Below are 16,648 nucleotides of genomic sequence, written 5' to 3'. Positions count from 1 at the left end.
TCCAAACTGTTGACGAGGTGTTTTTATATGCAACGATTAATAAGAGGACGAATAGGGAAGCTCGGAATTGCAATCATACTGATATTTATCGGACTCGTCGGAAGGCTCGTACAGATTCAATTGGTCAGCACGGAATCCTTTTCCGATTCAAGGGTCAACCTCATAGAGGCAAGCGTCAAACAGCGTACCCAATCCATGATAATAGATGAAGGACGTGGCAGATTCATCGATCGCCACGGCAATCCCCTCACACATGACTATTATCCAAGCTTGATCCTTTTTCCGTTCCTGAACGGGCTGGACTGGCCGAAGGAGGAGCTTGCTTCCATTCTTGGGATGTCCACCTCGAGCATAGATAGGCTCTTGGAAGATGCGGAAAAGCCGGTGGTCGTTTCTGAATTCCATGGTCCCGTCAAGCTGGATGAGGAGCAGATGAAAAAAATCAATCAACTGGATTTTCCGGGTGTTGTCGCACTATATCGACAGTTCAAGCTGGACGATCAGGTGGCGCAGCAGGTAATCGGGATGACAGGTGAAAATGAGGGTGAATTTCTGAAGCGCTATAAGGAAAAAGTGTCCAAAGAGAACTATTCCCCAAAGACGCCGATCGGAATCACTGGCCTCGAGCAGGCTTTTGACGAATTTCTCCTTCCAGAAGGGGAAACAAAACTTTTATACCATGTGGACCGATTCGGTGGGCCGCTGTTTGGGATAGATGTCCGCTATACGGGACCATCCAACCCCTATCATCCAGTTTCAGTCAAAACGACGATAGACAAGGACCTTCAGCAGATGACAGAACGGATCTTCAATGATTATCAGGTGAAAAAAGGCGGGCTCGTCCTCTTGGACATCGAAACGAATGAGATCCTTGCCATGGCTTCACGGCCTGCTTTGAATCCTGGAGCTCCTTTTGACGATGAAGGTGCGAAAAATGTGATGCTCGAGAGGCATTTTCCGGGTTCGGTTTTCAAGACCGTCATCGCTGCAGCTGCCATGGAGGAGAACATCGTGAATGACGAGTCCACCTTTAATTGTGACCTGGATATACAAGGCGAGCTTTTATCGGAAGAGAAAGAGCGTAAAGGTGTGCTGAACTTTGAGGACAGCTTTGCCTCAAGCTGCAACCATACCTTTGGCGAACTCGGAAAGCAGTTGGTGGAGGTCAATCCGGATACAATTGATGCCTACGCCAAAATCCTTGGCCTGTCAACCAAAGTCGGGTGGAAGGGTGATGTGTTTCATTTTGATGGATTCTCCCAGATCCCGGCCGAGGAAAAAGGTGTGGTATGGCATGACGATAAAGACAAAAAGGTGAGTCTGGCAGTCGCACAGACCTCCATCGGTCAAAAGGAAGTCCGTGTCACACCACTGGCTGTGGCAAACATGATGGCAACCATCGCTCGGGGGGGACGTGCGGAAGAAGTGAAGCTTGTCAGTGATATTGTCTATAAAAATGGCGCCACACTCTATTCCTTTCCTGATCAGGATATGGAGCAGGAGGAGCGGCTTTCTAAATACACCGTCATGCAGCTGCAGCATCTTCTTAGAGAAGTGGTCGTGAATGAGAAAGGGACAGGCTGGCGTTTCAGGGATCTTCCCTACGAGGTTGCAGGCAAAAGCGGTACCGCACAAACAGGCAAAAAACTGGAGGGCGGCGGTGAGCTTTTGAATCGCTGGTTTGCAGGATATTTCCCTTTTCAAAATCCGAAGTATGCAATGGTCGTCGTCGAACTTGATGTGCTCTATGAAAATAATGTATCAAGTGTCTACCACGATGTTGTCAAAAGTATTCACGACTGGGAAATGCTAGAAAGATAATGCCAATCCTTTTCACTGTGCAAGCGGGCGCAATGGTGTTACAATTAACTATTGTAATTATACTAATAACTGCTTTGCATAGGAGGGACTTGGATTGTCTTTAAATTATAGAGATGGCTCACGTTATGGCCGAACGACAAAGCGCAAAAAAAGCAATCTCATATTGAATGTGTTGATTGGTCTTGTATTCATTTTCATCATTTTCCTGGGCACTCAATTGTTCTTCGGAAAGTCAGACGACAAGCAGGTAAGCACCAACGAACAAGAGCTGAACGGATCTGCCGAGAATAATGATAAGGCTGCCGAGGAAGACGAAGAATCCGCTCCTGAAGAGGAAGAGGATAAGGCCGCTAAGGAAGAAGAGGAATCTGAATCCAAACCTGAAGATGAAGAAAAGCCTGAAGACGAAGAAAAGCCGGCGGATGAAGAAGATGCCGAAGAGAATACTGATGAAGATACAGAAAATGAAGAAAGTGAAACAGAGGTTTCTGAGAACTCCGATGATCCGAATGTCATCAAGACGATGACCAACCCTGGCTGGGGGCCAGTCGGAACATCCCAATCAGAACCGCACACATCCGTTTATCAGGAAGGCCATGTGGACTGGGATGAAAAGCTGAAAGCAGTCTCAGCGGCAACAGGCCTTGCAAGTGGCGACTATACACTATACTTCTTGGGTAACGGCGGCAGCGAACACCATTCCATCGCATCCATCAAGAACAAAGCCTCGGGCGAAAACTTCAAGGTCTACCTTGAATGGGTAACCGGCAAAGGATGGAAGCCGACGAAAGTGGAACAGGTGAAGTCGTTGTAAAATTATGTTGGAGGAGCAGATCTGCCTGGAATGGGTGGGTCTGTTTTTTTTGTTCAGGTCATTTCTAAAATAATGGTTTTGGTAAAAAAGTTTTTGGAATAAAAAGGTAAATGGATCGATAATATGGTGTTTTGGATCGTAAACTATTGATTATGGATCGTTTAGTCCGTGTTTCCGCTCGATAACCCCTCAAAACGGATCGATAAAGTTACATTTTGGACCGATATAAAAATAATCCAAATCAGCACTCAAAAAAATTCTATATAAGTAGGGAGGAATTTGTCTATGCGTGTCGAAAATATTGGTAATTAGAAAAGGAGGGAATGTATGATACTTAAAAAACGTGATAAATCATTGTATCTATTGAAATTAGAAAGTGTGATGGATCGTCTATCTGAGAAAAATCCTAAATATCGATTGGCCTCAAGTGAATTTCTGAAACATCAGGCAGGATATCGTGGTGAAATGGCAGTTGATTATTATTTAAGCTTTTTATCAATGAGTGAGTATCATATTTTTAATGGTATACGCCTGAAGGATTCCTTAGGTAGATTTTTTCAAATCGATACACTGCTAGTCACTCCTTGGTACTATTTGATCCTCGAAATTAAAAACATTATCGGTGATTTGGAATTCTGCTATAAACAAAACCAATTGATCCGGACCTATGAAGATAAAGTGGATAGAATGGAATGCCCGATAACACAGGCGAAGAGACAGAGGGCGCAACTACATGATTGGCTTTCCAAACATAACTTCCCGATAATGACGATAGAATATCAAGTAATAATCGCGAATAATCATGCCAGGTTGATTAACGCAGATAAATATGTGTATGAGAAAGTGTCCAGACATTCTAATATTCACAACCTGACAGGATCATTTGAAAAAAAATACTCCGGCAAGGTCTTCACGGACAAAGATTTAAAAAGACTGTCTAAACTTATCCTAAAACAAGATACCCCCCTAGCAACCTCACCATTAACCCAATTGAAAATAGAACCTTTTGAGATCGAAAAAGGTGTTCAATGTCCTTCTTGTAAAAAGATCCCTATGGAAAGAGCCCGTAAATTTTGGTTCTGCAGGCAATGTCAATTTTCGAGTGCTACGGCACACATACATGTAATCCGGGACTATGCACTTCTAATGGGAGATACAATCTCTAACAAAGAATTAAGGTCTTTTCTTCAACTGAATTCCCGCTCTGTAGCTGCAAAGATACTTACTTCTCAGAATTTACCGATCTTGGGGACGACAAGAAACCGAAAATACCTCCTAATAAAAAACAACAAGCTGCTCATCCAGGCATCCTCCAATGCCTAAACAAACAGCCTCACGTCATGCTATCTCCCAACCATCCGAAAATGCACAACAGCACTATAAAAACGCCTGCCATCACCGTCCACATGCATCTGATGCGATACGGAGTGTACGCCGAGCATGATGGCCCGGTTCTGGTCGACCTTTTCGTTGATTTTTTTTCTAATTCCTTGATATCGAGTGCTTCGAAAAACTCGACTTTATCCTCTATCAGTTTAAATTCCAAATTCATAGAATCCCGCCCACCTTATATAAAATAGCTTTTTTCCCTCCCATCGTACCAAACAAATCCGTTGATGAAAATAGGGAAATATGTTAGATTAGGGTCAGTAAGTTTTAATTCACACTATACAGATAGGAATTATATAATATATAAAATTATGTGGAGTGATGATTCATGGGCAGGGAATTTGTTGAGTTGTTTAATGATTGGGCAAATTATTATGATGCGACGGTAAGTGGGACGGATAAGGAGTATGCAGAGGTATTCCGGGGGTATCAGGATATTTTGGCGGACGTAACTTCAAAAGCTCATGGTCCGGTTCTAGAATTCGGTGTGGGGACTGGTAATTTGACTAACGAACTTATCAAAAAAGGCTTGACGGTCTATGGAGTGGAGCCGTCGGCATCGATGCGTGAAAAGGCTGCTGAGAAGCTTCCGGAAAATATGAAACTGCAGGATGGGGACTTTTTGAACTTCCCGGCACCACCGGAACAGATTCAATCGATTGTCAGCACTTATGCGTTTCATCATCTGACAGATACGGAAAAAGAAGAAGCTGTACAGCACTATGGAAACTTACTTGATAAAGGTGGTAAAATAGTATTTGCTGATACAGTGTTCGAGAATAAGGACGCTTACTCTGCAACAATTGAACAGGCAGAAAAGCATGAGTTTTTTAACTTGGCGAACGATTTGAAATCAGAGTACTATACAACGATGGAAGTGCTGCAGGAAATCTTCAATAAAAATGGATTTACTGTGGAGTTTCAGCGTTTTAATCATTTTGTCTGGGTAATGGAAGCAATCAAACAATAGCTATGATGACGGCGACTCTCTTTTCAAAAGAAGCTGGCCGATCGGAAATGGCTAATACAATGAAAAGAGGGAAACTGCAATGAAAGTAGCAATCATCGGAGCAATGGAAGAAGAAGTAACAATCATGCGTGAAAAAATAGAAGGAATGGATACGACAACTGTGGCTGGTTGTGAGTACTACAGTGGCAGCTTGAATGGTGTGGATGTGGTGCTGTCCAAATCCGGGATCGGGAAAGTGAATGCTGCATTAAGCACGGCTTTGTTGCTGGAAAGGTTTCATCCGGATGCTGTGATCAATACTGGTTCTGCGGGCGGTTTTTCACCACAGCTTAACGTAGGGGACGTAGTGATCTCCACAGAGGTCCGTCATCATGATGTGGATGTGACTGCTTTTGGATATGAGTATGGTCAGGTTCCTGGTCTGCCGGCAGCATTTGAAGCGGATGCGAAGCTGATAGAGGTGGCAAAATCTGCTTCCAAGCATGTATCGGGGATGCAGGTGGTGGAAGGATTGATTGCAACGGGTGATTCATTTATGAATGATCCAGTAAGAGTGGAGGCTGTCCGCGAAAAGATGCCGGACCTTCAGGCTGCTGAGATGGAGGCCGCTGCGATTGCACAGGTATGCCATTCATTTAAGGTTCCATTTGTGGTCATCCGTGCATTATCTGATATTGCAGGGAAAGAATCCAATATCAGCTTTGACCAGTTCTTAAGTAAAGCTGCATTGCATTCATCCATGCTGATTGAGAATATGCTGAACGAGCTGAAACAAGCATAATCAGCTTCACGTGAAGGGGAAACGATATGAACGTATATAAAAATGTGCACGAACTGATCGGGAACACACCGGTGGTCGAACTTACCTGCTTCCCATTGCCGGAGGGTGTCCGTCTTTTTGCCAAGCTTGAGTTCTATAATCCTGGAGGAAGCATCAAGGATCGTCTTGGAAAAGAGCTGATTGATGATGCGGTGAAAAAGGGGAACCTGAAGGAAGGCGGTACCATCATCGAACCGACTGCCGGGAATACCGGGATCGGATTGGCACTTGCGGCTGTCGGTACGAGCTTCAAGGTGAAGGTATGTGTTCCGGAAAAATTCAGCATGGAAAAACAAGACCTGATGAGGGCGCTAGGGGCAGAAGTGATCAACACCCCAACTGAGCTTGGGATGAAGGGTGCCATTGCCAAAGCGAAGGAATTGAATGCTGAGATCCCCAATTCATATTGCCCACAGCAATTCGGGAATCCGGCCAATCCAGATACGTACTACAAAACATTGGGTCCTGAGCTGTGGGAGCAGCTGGATGGCAAGGTGGATGTGTTTGTGGCTGGTGCGGGAACCGGTGGGACGTTTATGGGGACTGCAAAATTTTTGAAGGAAAAAAATCCGGCAGTGAAAACCGTCATTGTGGAACCGGAAGGATCTATCCTGAATGGAGGCGAATCCGGACCGCACAAGACGGAGGGAATCGGCATGGAGTTTTTGCCGGGATATATGGATGAAAGCTACTTTGATGCCATTCATACAATTTTTGATGTGGATGCCTTCGAACGGGTAAAAGAGCTTGCAGTAAAAGAAGGGCTGCTCGTCGGAAGTTCATCTGGTGCCGCATTGCATGCTGCATTGGAAGAAGCGAAGGATGCAAAATCAGGTACCAATATCGTCATGATTTTTGCTGACAGCAGTGAACGGTACTTAAGCAAGAAGATTTATGAAGGAGGAATTTGACATGAATAAGAAAACAAAGCTTATACATGGTGGAATCTTCGGTGACCCGCATACTGGTGCGGTTTCTACACCCATCTATCAAGTAAGCACATATAAGCAGGAAAGTGTAGGTGTGTTCAAGGGATACGAATATTCCAGAACAGGAAATCCTACCCGTTTTGCACTGGAAGAACTGATCAAGGACCTAGAGAATGGTAAAGCCGGGTTTGCTTTCGGTTCAGGCATGGCTGCGATCACAGCTGTGATGATGCTTTTCAATAGCGGAGATCATGTCGTCATGACAGATGACGTGTACGGTGGAACCTACCGCGTCATGACAAAGGTATTGAACCGTGTGGGTATCGAGTCGACCTTTGTGGATACAAGCAAAATGGAAAACATCGAAGCGGCGATCCAGGAAAATACTAAAGCCATTTTCATTGAGACGCCAACGAACCCGCTACTAAAGATCACGGATATCCAAAAAGCGAGTCTGCTTGCCAAGAGACATAACCTATTGACGATTGTAGATAATACGTTCAGTACGCCATATTGGCAGAACCCGATCAACCTCGGCGCCGATATCGTCTTGCATAGTGCGACAAAGTATATTGGCGGTCACAGTGATGTTGTGGCAGGACTGGTTGTGGTGAATTCCGAAAAGCTTGCAGAAGAGCTTCACTTTGTACAGAATTCTACCGGAGGGGTATTAGGACCACAGGATTCCTGGCTGTTGATGCGTGGTATCAAGACACTCGGCTTGCGTATGGAAGCAACTGAAAAGAATACACGCCGCATCGTGGACTTCCTTGAAAGCCATCCTTTAGTAGGAAAAGTCTACTACCCGGGGCTTGAAGACCATCCGAACCATGATATCGCAAAGAGTCAGGCTGGCGGATTTGGCGGTATGGTATCCTTTGATATCGGAAGTGCCGAAAAAGCGGATCAACTATTGGCGAAAATCAAATACTTCACGCTTGCTGAAAGCCTGGGTGCGGTCGAGAGTCTGATTTCGGTGCCGGCCCGTATGACGCATGCATCCATTCCGGCTGATCGCCGTGCGGAACTTGGCATTACGGACGGATTGGTGAGAATTTCCGTTGGTATTGAAGATGTGGATGATCTGATCGCAGACTTGAAACAAGCAATTGAAAACTAATGAGTAAACCTCCTGAAGCCTTGCGCTTTTGGAGGTTTTTTTGTCCAAACTTTTTTATTCGCAATACGAAACAAATCTGTTATAATAATTGGGAATGTACATAATTTTCTTAATAATCAATTAGGGGGAGTAATATGTCAACAGTACCTGTATTAGATGAAAAGGTTCAATTGAAGGTCGAGCAGTTCAAAAAGCTTGATGAAAAGCTTTGTCATTATAGTGATGTCCTTGGCCTGCTTGGCTGGGATTCAAAAACGAAGGCACCGAAAAAGGGGCGTGCCCTTTTTGCAAAAGCGATCGGGACACTTTCAACTGAGTCCTTCAAACTCTCCATCTCTGAAGAAATGGGAGAAGTATTGGAATTCCTGACAGCTGATGATGTTTGGGCTCAGTTGGATGAAGTGACCAAAGCTTGTGTAAAAGAACGCAAGAAAAATTATGAAAAGTCCAAAACGATCCCGGCTGATGAGTATCAGGAATATGTGATCCTGGTGAACAACGCGAACCAGGCATGGGAGGAAGCAAGGGATAAAAATGATTTTGCCTCCTTTGCACCAGTTCTGGAGAAGGTCCTTGCTTTCAAAAAGAAGTTTGCGGAGTACTATGGCTATGAAGGTCATCCTTACAACGCACTGTTGAACGAATATGAGCCAGGATTGAGGGTGGAAAAGCTAGATCCATTATTCAAGGAGCTTCGTGAAAAGAGTGTAGATCTATTAAATAGAATCAAGGCTTCAAATGCACAGCCTCGCGAGGATATCTTTGCACAGGAATATGATGTGGAAGCCCAGAAGAAATTCAATGCGTATATTCTGCCATTGATCGGTTTTGATATGGAAGGCGGACGTCTGGACGAGACGGTCCACCCTTTTGCCCAATCAGTGAACACAGGGGATGTCCGTATTACTACCCGCTATCAGAAGGATAATGTCCGTTCTGCCATTTTTGGCACGATCCATGAAGCAGGACATGGCATGTACGAGCAGGGCGTGAACACAGATTATGAAGGTACGGTGATTCGCCGAGGGACTTCATTTGGCATTCATGAATCACAATCACGATTCCTCGAGAACATGGTAGGGCGCTCCAAAGAGTTCTGGACCTACTTCTATAGTGATCTGCAAAACCATTTCCCAGATCAGTTGAATGATGTTTCACTGGATGACTTCTACCGTGCCACAAACCGTGTGGATGCATCACTGATCCGGGTGGAAGCGGATGAACTGACCTATAATCTGCATATCATGATCAGATATGAAATTGAAAAAGCACTGTTTGGCGGAGAGATTGAAGTCAAGGACCTGCCACAAGTATGGAATCAGAAGTTTGAAGATTACTTGGGAATCACACCGCCTACTGATACGCTTGGTGTTTTGCAGGATATCCACTGGTCCTTTGGCGGATTCGGATACTTCCCATCCTATTCACTTGGAAACCTGTATGCAGCACAGATCCTTTATACGTTCTTGAAGGAAATGCCTGATTTCTACGACAAGATCGAGCAAGGGGACTTTATGGCAATCAGGGAATGGCTGAAAGAGAACATCCACCAGCACGGAAAACTCTACTCTCCGAACGAGTTGATTGTCAAAGTTACGGGAGAAGAGCTGGATGCAAAATACCTCATCAGATATTTGGAAGAAAAGTACGCCGAAATCTATCAGTTGTCATAATAGGAAAGGAGCCCGCTGCAGAGCCGGCTCCTCTTTTTTATTCCTCATCGTCATTCTTCTCTTCTTTTTTGTCATCATTCTCTTTGTGATCCTTGATGTACAAAGAGCTTTCATTTGTAGATTGGTCATTGGGCTGGTTGCTTGGATTGGGTTGGTTCACCACAACGATTTCTTCTGTGGTGTTACTTTCAGTGGAGCAGGCGGAAAGAAGGATGAAGGTACAACTGCATAGTAGTAGACGTTTCATAAGGCTGACCTCCTTTTGGAAACTTATTGCCTATTATACATAAATTCGACATTGAATGACATTCTCAGAGAAGGAAAAAAGAAGAATGAGAAAAAAACACTAGAGTGATAGCATATTTAGGATATTTCTTTCATAAATAAGGGTAGGAATGACTAGAAGATAACGGACGAGGAACGTGTTTATGGAGAAAATTACAAGCGAGTGATCCTACTAATCTATGTTAAAGTAGTACATATGAGGTGATGACATATGAATAATAAAGAGCTTCAATTGAAAATCAAGGATTACACAAGATATGCCATGATATTAACGACAGTAAGTGTGTTTTTATATATAGGAGTAGCTTTTCAGCATAGCGGCAAAGAAGCCCTGCAAATCTATACAATGATGGGCGCAACGGTGCTGTTTCTCTCAGGATCCGTATTTTCTGTGTTGAAAACGAGAAAATTGAAACGACTTTTACAAGAACAGGAACAAGATGAATGAACAGCCGAACCTCCCTTTAATCCGGGAGGTTTTTTTGTGTTTATTGTTTATTTTCTAATTTTTTTAAAAATGGTGTTTACAAATACAGAGTAATTGGATATACTTACCTCTGTAAGTAAAATTATGCAAAGGAGGTCGAACACAATGATGATGAAAAAGTGGAACAACAAATCACAATTGAATACGTTATGTCTATTCGACCTATCTGGAGCAAAGCATACTCACGCTTAAATTTAACATTCCGTTAACCGATCCAGCCGCAGGAGAATAGATTCCCTGCGGCTTTTTATGTCTTCATCCATCCAAAATGCCCGCAGGAATCCCCCTGCGGTTTTTTGTGTGCTTAGAAGAAGCCTAGTGCGGAAATCAACGGCGGTGTCTAAGGAACCAAAATAAAAGGAGGTGATACACCATGACCCTACATTTACTATTTGTAACGATTACTGTGAAGAAAAGAGAACAGTCCATTGAAGAACGATTGCACGAAGAGAAAGTCGTTGAAACACTAAATACCCTTAAGGACCGTATGTACAGCGATGTGCGTTTTTACTAAGGATTTCATAAAAAATGCGAAAGGAGAGGATTAAGATGATGAAGCAAAAGCAAAAAGTTCTTACATGGAAAAGTGTGGAGGAAGACTTCACCTAGTTAAAAAATGGAGAGGAGTCTTAGTATGTTCTTGAAGCTGACCCTTCTGCCTTTCATCTTCGTCACGAGGATGAAAAGGAAGGAAAAAATATAGTAGGTACAGGCGGACCAAATGGGTTCGCCTTTTTTCATGGACTGGGAACGATTGTTTAAACTTTTGAAGGAAGGGTATGTATAGTTTGTGCTTTTGAGAAAGACTAAGACCAAGTAAGAAAAAGTTTAGAGGACAAGGGAGTGCGAAGATTGATAACCTTCAGGGATGTAAAGAAAACATATGAGGATGGGACTACAGCTGTCCAGAATTTTTCATTGAATATACATAAAGGGGAATTTTTTGTGTTGATCGGTCCGAGCGGATGCGGAAAAACCACAACATTGAAGATGATCAACAGGCTACATAACGTAACAAACGGAGACATACTTATAGACGGAAAAAGCATCAAGGAACATAATATCCATGAACTTCGCTGGAACATTGGCTACGTGCTGCAGCAAATTGCGCTTTTTCCACATATGACGATCGAGGAGAACATTAGCATTGTACCTGAGCTGAAGGGCTGGAAGAAGGCGGATATCAAAAAGCGCGTGGAGGAACTGCTCGGGCTTGTCGGGCTGGATCCATCCATCTATAGGAATAGGAAGCCATCCGAGCTTTCTGGTGGCCAGGCACAGCGGGTCGGTGTGGCGAGGGCGCTTGCTGCCGACCCGCCAATCATCCTGATGGATGAACCCTTCAGTGCACTCGATCCGTTGAGCAGGGAACAACTGCAACAGGATTTTCTCAAGCTGAAGGAAAAAATCCAAAAGACGATTGTATTTGTCACACACAATATGAATGAAGCCCTGACGCTTGGTGACAGGATCTGTCTGATGAAGGACGGCGAGATGGTGCAGGTGGGTACACCGGAGGAATTTTTGAAACATCCGAAAAACGATTTTGTAAAATCATTCATCGGCAGCAAACAAAGTATCTTTCATCTAAAGCTTGAAGATGTAGTGGAGGAATTGACGTTGGTGGAAGGTGTCGAATCCGCCGTAGCTATCGATGGGCAATCCAGTTTTGCAGAGGCGCTTGAATTGCTTCAGGTCCATGAAGCAGTCACGGTGACAGGCGCAAGCGGTACGCTAGGCGTGCTTACGAGGCAAAATGTACTCCAGTTCATCTATAAACGCAATCTTGAAGGAGGTACTGTATCATGACATTCCTTCGTGATTTGTATGAAGCGAGAGGGGATCAGCTTTGGAGCGCCCTGCTTGAACATATCCAGATTTCCGTCATTGCGCTTGCGATAGCCGTTGCCATATCTGTGCCGCTTGGCATTTATTTGACAAGAAAAGAAAGGATTGCAGAGCCGATTATTGGAGTGACGGCCGTACTTCAGACCATACCATCCCTTGCGCTGCTCGGGCTTTTGATACCACTTGTTGGGATCGGTTTCGTCCCTGCAGTGATTGCCTTATTTTTATATGCACTTCTGCCAATCCTGAGAAATACGTACACTGGGATCAAAGAAGTGGATCCATCGCTCAAGGAAGCTGCAAGGGCAATGGGGATGACATCTGCCAAGAGGCTATTCAAAGTGGAACTGCCGTTGGCTCTTCCGGTCATCATGGCAGGGATAAGAACAGCCATGGTGCTTATCATAGGTACGGCAACGATTGTGGCGTTGATCGGAGCGGGTGGCCTGGGTAGGCTGATCCTCCTTGGCATCGACCGAAACGACAATGCGCTCATCCTTTTAGGCGCGGTACCTGCCGCCCTGCTTGCGATTCTATTTGACCTTATATTAAGGGCGGTCGAGACTGCTGCACGTAAAGGGGCGGGTAAAAAGGCGCTCATCATCGGTTTGGCCACCGTTCTGCTTTTTGTTTCCCCTTTTGCCGTTATGCGTGCGACAGAGCCGGATCTCGTTCTCAGTGGAAAAATCGGTGCTGAGCCGGATATCATCATCAATATGTACAAGCTTCTGATTGAAGAGGAAACTGATTTGAAGGTGGAGCTCCGTCCATCTCTCGGGAAAACCAGTTTTGTCTATCGTGCTTTAAAGAGTAAAGAGATCGATATCTATCCGGAGTATTCCGGTACAGCAATAGTGACTCTCCTTGAAGAGGAGCCTGTCAGCGTTGATCAAAGGGAGGTATTTGAGCAGGCGAAAAAAGGGCTGCTCGAGCAGGACGATCTTGTCTACCTTGAGCCGATGGGCTTTAACAATACGTATGCGCTGGCCATTCCGGAAGACTTTGCCGAAGAAAATGAAATAAAGGCCATCTCTGACCTGAATGGAGCTAAAAATGAGATAAAAGCGGGATTCACGCTTGAATTTGCCGATCGAGAGGATGGGTATGTGGGAATTCAGGATGTTTATGGGCTTACTTTGCCGAATCTTACAACGATGGAGCCAAAACTCCGTTATCGGGCGATTGAGACAGGCGATGTCAACCTGGTGGATGCCTACTCGACGGATGCCGAAATAAAACAATACAATCTCCGTGTTTTAGAGGACGACAAAAACTTGTTTCCGCCATACCAGGGGGCAGCACTTCTCAGAAAGGATACCTTGGAAGAACACCCTGAACTGGAAGGGATTCTAAACAAGCTTGCCAACCAGATCAATGACGATGAAATGCGCGAGATGAACTATCAGGTAAGTGTGGAAGGAAAGACGAGCTTTGAGGTTGCAAAAGAATTTTTGATGAGCAAAGGTTTATTGGGAAAAAAGTGATTCCAAATGAAAACTAGGCGGGGACCATGTCCTCCGCCTAGTTTTTTATGATGTCTTTTGTCCTGAGTTCCTTGATTTTGTTTTTTATATGGGCAACAAAGATCTTGTTATCCTGCAGATTGAATATTTCAATTGAACGCTCCAGATTATCGATTGCATGTTTATTTTCATCAATCAGACTAAAGTTATATCCGATATGATAATAGATATCTCCCAGAAGATACATGCTATCGTGCTTTACACACCATTTGATGGCTTCCATGCAAGTATCATTGGACTCAATTATTCTATTGAGGCGGGTCAGTGCTTTTGCCTTATTATAAAGAAGTTTTGTTTTTATGGTACAATCGTGGATATAAGGTATCTTTTTATAATGGTTAAGTCCATTATTAAATGTTTCTAAAGAATTATTGTATTCTCCTACTTCAAAATATATAATGGCTACACTATTAATAATTTCAATTTCCCTTTCCCCCAGAAGCTTGGAAGTCATTTTCGTCATATCGAGTGCTTCATGAAGGAGACGGAGCGCACCATTTTTATTATGGTGAAGGTGGTACACACAGATTCCTTCATTCCAAATCAGGAATTGGGCATATTTCCTATTATTGATGAACAGATTATTCTTTTTTTCTGCCTCGACAATTTTATAGACTTCCTCATATTTACACTTGTTCAGTAATTCGCGGACTTCCGTGAAAACTTCCTTCACATAGGAAAGTCTAGGATTGGCTGCGAGATCGTAAAAGTAGTTGATATCCACCCCGAGTCTTTCAGCGATGTAGTATAGAGTATTCGCTAGAGGGAAAACCTCGCCTTTCTCTATCTTGCTGATTTGCGACTGGGTACATATACCTTCGCTGAGTTCAGCCTGTGAAAGGTTCAAAGCAGACCTCAAAACCTTTATTTCCTTCCCAATCAAAGAGAAATCCATGCTTGTCCCCCCTTTAAAATATTCCTATAATTATAATTTTCACGAGAAATGGAGTATTCTTGAGAAAATTGCATGCTATATGGCTCTAATCGCCTATAATCAAAAATATGCAACTATTAAATATAGTGTATTATTCCTATTATAGATAGTTTATTAAATGTTACAAAAATTTCAAACAAAAAACTTTTGGAGGTAGAATTTAAATGAAAAAATTCTTCGTTACTGTACTAGTAGTTTCCATCACTCTTTTCGGTGCTAATGTATTCGGTTCTTCCGTAAGTGCAACAGATAACTATACACCGACAGAACTGCCAACAAGACATTAATTTCTAGCTAAAGGAGAGTTCTTACTATGTCAATGACAAGTACTAGCACTTTTGAGCTGACATGCTTCTGGTTTATCGTTGTGGATCGTGAGCAAAAGGAACGTAATCGGTACCGGGTTGCCCAGCTTGTGGATTACAAAAATAAAACTTATGCTGAAGTTTCAAAGTGGTTTGAAACCCTGTTTCAAGAGTACAGCGTCATTAAAGTCGGAAGAGGAACGATCCCTTCCAAGCTTAAAAAACTACCTTATATCCAGTACTGATGTCTTCCTATTATAATAGGAAGATTTTTTTATTTCCTTTTGAAAGGGAGGGGGATCTTCATTTTATGAACATCCGTTCTTATTCAAATTGTACCATTATTCGTAGGAATTGGTAGATTAAAAATTAATTTCTCTTTATCGAACAAAAGGATGTGACAGTTCAAGAGAGCTGCATTTATTTATTTTCAGGTGTACTTGCACAGTTAGACCACTTCTGACATAAGAATTACTACTAGGCTCTTGCCTAACGATTCTTATGGAGGTGAAAGTGTGTCAAGCATATTAGCATCGGTAGGGTACTTAATCAAAGAACTGATCTTTCTAGTTTCCTATGTCAAAAATAATGCATTTCCACAACCATTATCATCAGCGGACGAAGCAAAATACTTAAAGCTCATGGCAGGGGGCAACGAACATGCAAGGAATATGTTGATTGAACATAACTTGCGTCTGGTGGCACATATTGTTAAAAAATTCGAAAATACTGGCGAAGATTCCGAGGACCTGATCTCCATAGGAACCATCGGACTGATCAAAGCCATTGAGAGCTTCCATTCCGGAAAAGGAACAAAGCTCGCGACCTATGCGGCTCGATGTATTGAGAACGAAATACTGATGCATCTCAGGGCATTGAAAAAGACAAAAAAGGATGTTTCCCTGCACGATCCGATAGGTCAGGATAAAGAGGGGAATGAGATCAGCCTCATTGATGTCCTTAAATCGGAATCCGAGGATGTGATTGATACCATCCAGCTGAATATGGAGCTCGAAAAGATAAAGGAATATATCGATGTACTGGACGACCGGGAGCGGGAAGTGATTGTCGGTCGTTTTGGACTTGACCTCAAGGATGAAAAAACACAGCGGGAAATCGCCAAAGAGCTCGGCATATCAAGAAGCTACGTCTCCCGCATCGAAAAACGCGCCCTCATGAAAATGTTCCACGAATTCTACCGGGCCGAAAAAGAAAAGAAAAAACAATGAAATATAAAACCTTGGACATCAACCGTCCAAGGTTTTCTTAATTCCTGCCGGGGTCTGGCCCCTCATCAAAATTTAATATTCCTGACACGAACTTGTGATAAAAGTTTAGAAAGTTGGGGTTTTTCTCCGCTTTTGCCCTGTCTCTTTTATGGGATTTGCATATGTTAGTGGTATAAATACCTATTCCTTGAAGGAGGTGTTATGGTATGTACCCATATGGCCCATGTTGCCCTCCGCCTTGTCCGCCGCCATGCCCTTATCCGCCATATAGACCTTACGGATATTTCGGAGGCTGGCTCTACGGCATAGTAGTGGTTCTGTTCATCCTCCTTTTACTCGGTGGAGGACACTACTATCGTAACTATCTTGTCAGATAAGCTTATGCTTTTGAAGCATAAGCTTTTTTTCTTGTATCTATAGGATGAATTTCGAAACTCGAATATTTTGTAAGCCTAATGGTTTGGAATTATGGAAATATTATAATTTTTACGTTATAATTAT

General features: G+C 43.3%; 17 protein-coding genes and 1 pseudogene. 15 read left to right on the top strand and 3 right to left on the bottom strand.

All coding sequences use genetic code 11. From position 1 onward, the window contains the following. The first annotated feature begins 27 nt into the window (after positions 1 to 27). The 3 genes from JOC95_RS10775 (at position 28) to JOC95_RS10765 (ending at position 3,958) form a co-directional block, all read left to right on the top strand. Entirely contained in the window at positions 28 to 1,821 is a 1,794-nt protein-coding gene (locus JOC95_RS10775; protein WP_204416000.1) for a peptidoglycan D,D-transpeptidase FtsI family protein, read from the top strand. A gap of 94 nt (positions 1,822 to 1,915) precedes the next feature. Beyond that, on the top strand, positions 1,916 to 2,635 hold the full coding sequence (locus JOC95_RS10770) for a YrrS family protein (protein ID WP_204415998.1): 720 nt from the start codon (positions 1,916 to 1,918) through the stop codon (positions 2,633 to 2,635). 327 nt (positions 2,636 to 2,962) lie between these two features. Continuing rightward, on the top strand, positions 2,963 to 3,958 hold the full coding sequence (locus tag JOC95_RS10765) for a nuclease-related domain-containing protein (protein ID WP_204415996.1): 996 nt from the start codon (positions 2,963 to 2,965) through the stop codon (positions 3,956 to 3,958). Positions 3,959 to 3,978: 20 nt separating this feature from the next. Here JOC95_RS10765 and JOC95_RS10760 read toward each other — a convergent pair. Beyond that, positions 3,979 to 4,187: pseudogene (locus JOC95_RS10760) on the bottom strand (DUF2536 family protein). 165 nt (positions 4,188 to 4,352) lie between these two features. On the opposite strand from JOC95_RS10760, the gene JOC95_RS10755 reads away from it, so the two are divergent. The 5 genes from JOC95_RS10755 to JOC95_RS10735 all read left to right on the top strand — a co-directional run bounded on the left by JOC95_RS10755 (position 4,353) and on the right by JOC95_RS10735 (position 9,536). Continuing rightward, positions 4,353 to 4,994 (top strand): class I SAM-dependent methyltransferase, encoded by a 642-nt coding sequence (locus JOC95_RS10755; RefSeq protein ID WP_204415993.1) that lies wholly within the window; start codon positions 4,353 to 4,355, stop codon positions 4,992 to 4,994. A gap of 79 nt (positions 4,995 to 5,073) precedes the next feature. Continuing rightward, complete coding sequence (gene mtnN / locus JOC95_RS10750) at positions 5,074 to 5,775, top strand: 5'-methylthioadenosine/S-adenosylhomocysteine nucleosidase (RefSeq protein WP_204415991.1); 702 nt, start codon at positions 5,074 to 5,076, stop codon at positions 5,773 to 5,775. A 26-nt stretch (positions 5,776 to 5,801) separates the two neighbouring features. Beyond that, positions 5,802 to 6,725: a PLP-dependent cysteine synthase family protein gene (locus JOC95_RS10745; protein WP_204415989.1), complete on the top strand. Its 924-nt coding sequence runs from the start codon at positions 5,802 to 5,804 to the stop codon at positions 6,723 to 6,725. 1 nt (position 6,726) lies between these two features. Continuing rightward, complete coding sequence (locus JOC95_RS10740) at positions 6,727 to 7,863, top strand: bifunctional cystathionine gamma-lyase/homocysteine desulfhydrase (protein ID WP_204415988.1); 1,137 nt, start codon at positions 6,727 to 6,729, stop codon at positions 7,861 to 7,863. Between the two features lie 134 nt (positions 7,864 to 7,997). Continuing rightward, a complete protein-coding gene (locus tag JOC95_RS10735) occupies positions 7,998 to 9,536 on the top strand; it encodes a carboxypeptidase M32 (protein WP_204415987.1) in 1,539 nt (512 codons plus the stop codon). 37 nt (positions 9,537 to 9,573) lie between these two features. On the opposite strand, the gene JOC95_RS10730 is transcribed toward JOC95_RS10735, so the two are convergent. Then, positions 9,574 to 9,783: a hypothetical protein gene (locus JOC95_RS10730; RefSeq protein WP_204415986.1), complete on the bottom strand. Its 210-nt coding sequence runs from the start codon at positions 9,781 to 9,783 to the stop codon at positions 9,574 to 9,576. A gap of 249 nt (positions 9,784 to 10,032) precedes the next feature. Here JOC95_RS10730 and JOC95_RS10725 point away from each other — a divergent pair, with 249 nt between their 5' ends. The 4 genes from JOC95_RS10725 to JOC95_RS10710 all read left to right on the top strand — a co-directional run bounded on the left by JOC95_RS10725 (position 10,033) and on the right by JOC95_RS10710 (position 13,640). After that, positions 10,033 to 10,269 carry a YrhC family protein gene (locus JOC95_RS10725; RefSeq protein WP_204415985.1) on the top strand — a complete coding sequence of 79 codons (237 nt, stop codon included), beginning with the start codon at positions 10,033 to 10,035 and terminating at the stop codon, positions 10,267 to 10,269. Positions 10,270 to 10,681: 412 nt separating this feature from the next. After that, positions 10,682 to 10,822: a YrzI family small protein gene (locus JOC95_RS10720; RefSeq protein WP_204415984.1), complete on the top strand. Its 141-nt coding sequence runs from the start codon at positions 10,682 to 10,684 to the stop codon at positions 10,820 to 10,822. Between the two features lie 338 nt (positions 10,823 to 11,160). Continuing rightward, on the top strand, positions 11,161 to 12,117 hold the full coding sequence (locus JOC95_RS10715; protein ID WP_204416461.1) for an ABC transporter ATP-binding protein: 957 nt from the start codon (positions 11,161 to 11,163) through the stop codon (positions 12,115 to 12,117). Further along, positions 12,114 to 13,640: an ABC transporter permease/substrate-binding protein gene (locus tag JOC95_RS10710; RefSeq protein WP_204415982.1), complete on the top strand. Its 1,527-nt coding sequence runs from the start codon at positions 12,114 to 12,116 to the stop codon at positions 13,638 to 13,640. The genes JOC95_RS10715 and JOC95_RS10710 overlap by 4 nt, the downstream gene beginning before the upstream one ends. 37 nt (positions 13,641 to 13,677) lie before the next feature. On the opposite strand, the gene JOC95_RS10705 is transcribed toward JOC95_RS10710, so the two are convergent. Then, entirely contained in the window at positions 13,678 to 14,574 is an 897-nt protein-coding gene (locus tag JOC95_RS10705) for a helix-turn-helix domain-containing protein (protein WP_204415980.1), read from the bottom strand. Between the two features lie 203 nt (positions 14,575 to 14,777). On the opposite strand from JOC95_RS10705, the gene JOC95_RS21550 reads away from it, so the two are divergent. From JOC95_RS21550 to sigK, 3 genes are all read left to right on the top strand, one after another. After that, the gene (locus tag JOC95_RS21550) at positions 14,778 to 14,900 is read left to right on the top strand and encodes a hypothetical protein (RefSeq protein WP_263629487.1); all 123 of its coding nucleotides are present in this window, start codon (positions 14,778 to 14,780) and stop codon (positions 14,898 to 14,900) included. 26 nt (positions 14,901 to 14,926) lie between these two features. After that, positions 14,927 to 15,163 (top strand): hypothetical protein, encoded by a 237-nt coding sequence (locus tag JOC95_RS10700; protein WP_204415978.1) that lies wholly within the window; start codon positions 14,927 to 14,929, stop codon positions 15,161 to 15,163. A 270-nt stretch (positions 15,164 to 15,433) separates the two neighbouring features. Continuing rightward, on the top strand, positions 15,434 to 16,147 hold the full coding sequence (sigK, locus tag JOC95_RS10695) for an RNA polymerase sporulation sigma factor SigK (RefSeq protein WP_204415975.1): 714 nt from the start codon (positions 15,434 to 15,436) through the stop codon (positions 16,145 to 16,147). Positions 16,148 to 16,648: the final 501 nt, after the last annotated feature.

The sequence above is a fragment of the Sutcliffiella tianshenii genome (assembly GCF_016908565.1).
GTDB lineage: Bacteria > Bacillota > Bacilli > Bacillales > Bacillaceae_I > Sutcliffiella_A > Sutcliffiella_A tianshenii.
This window is presented reverse-complemented; position numbering and strand designations above follow the sequence as displayed.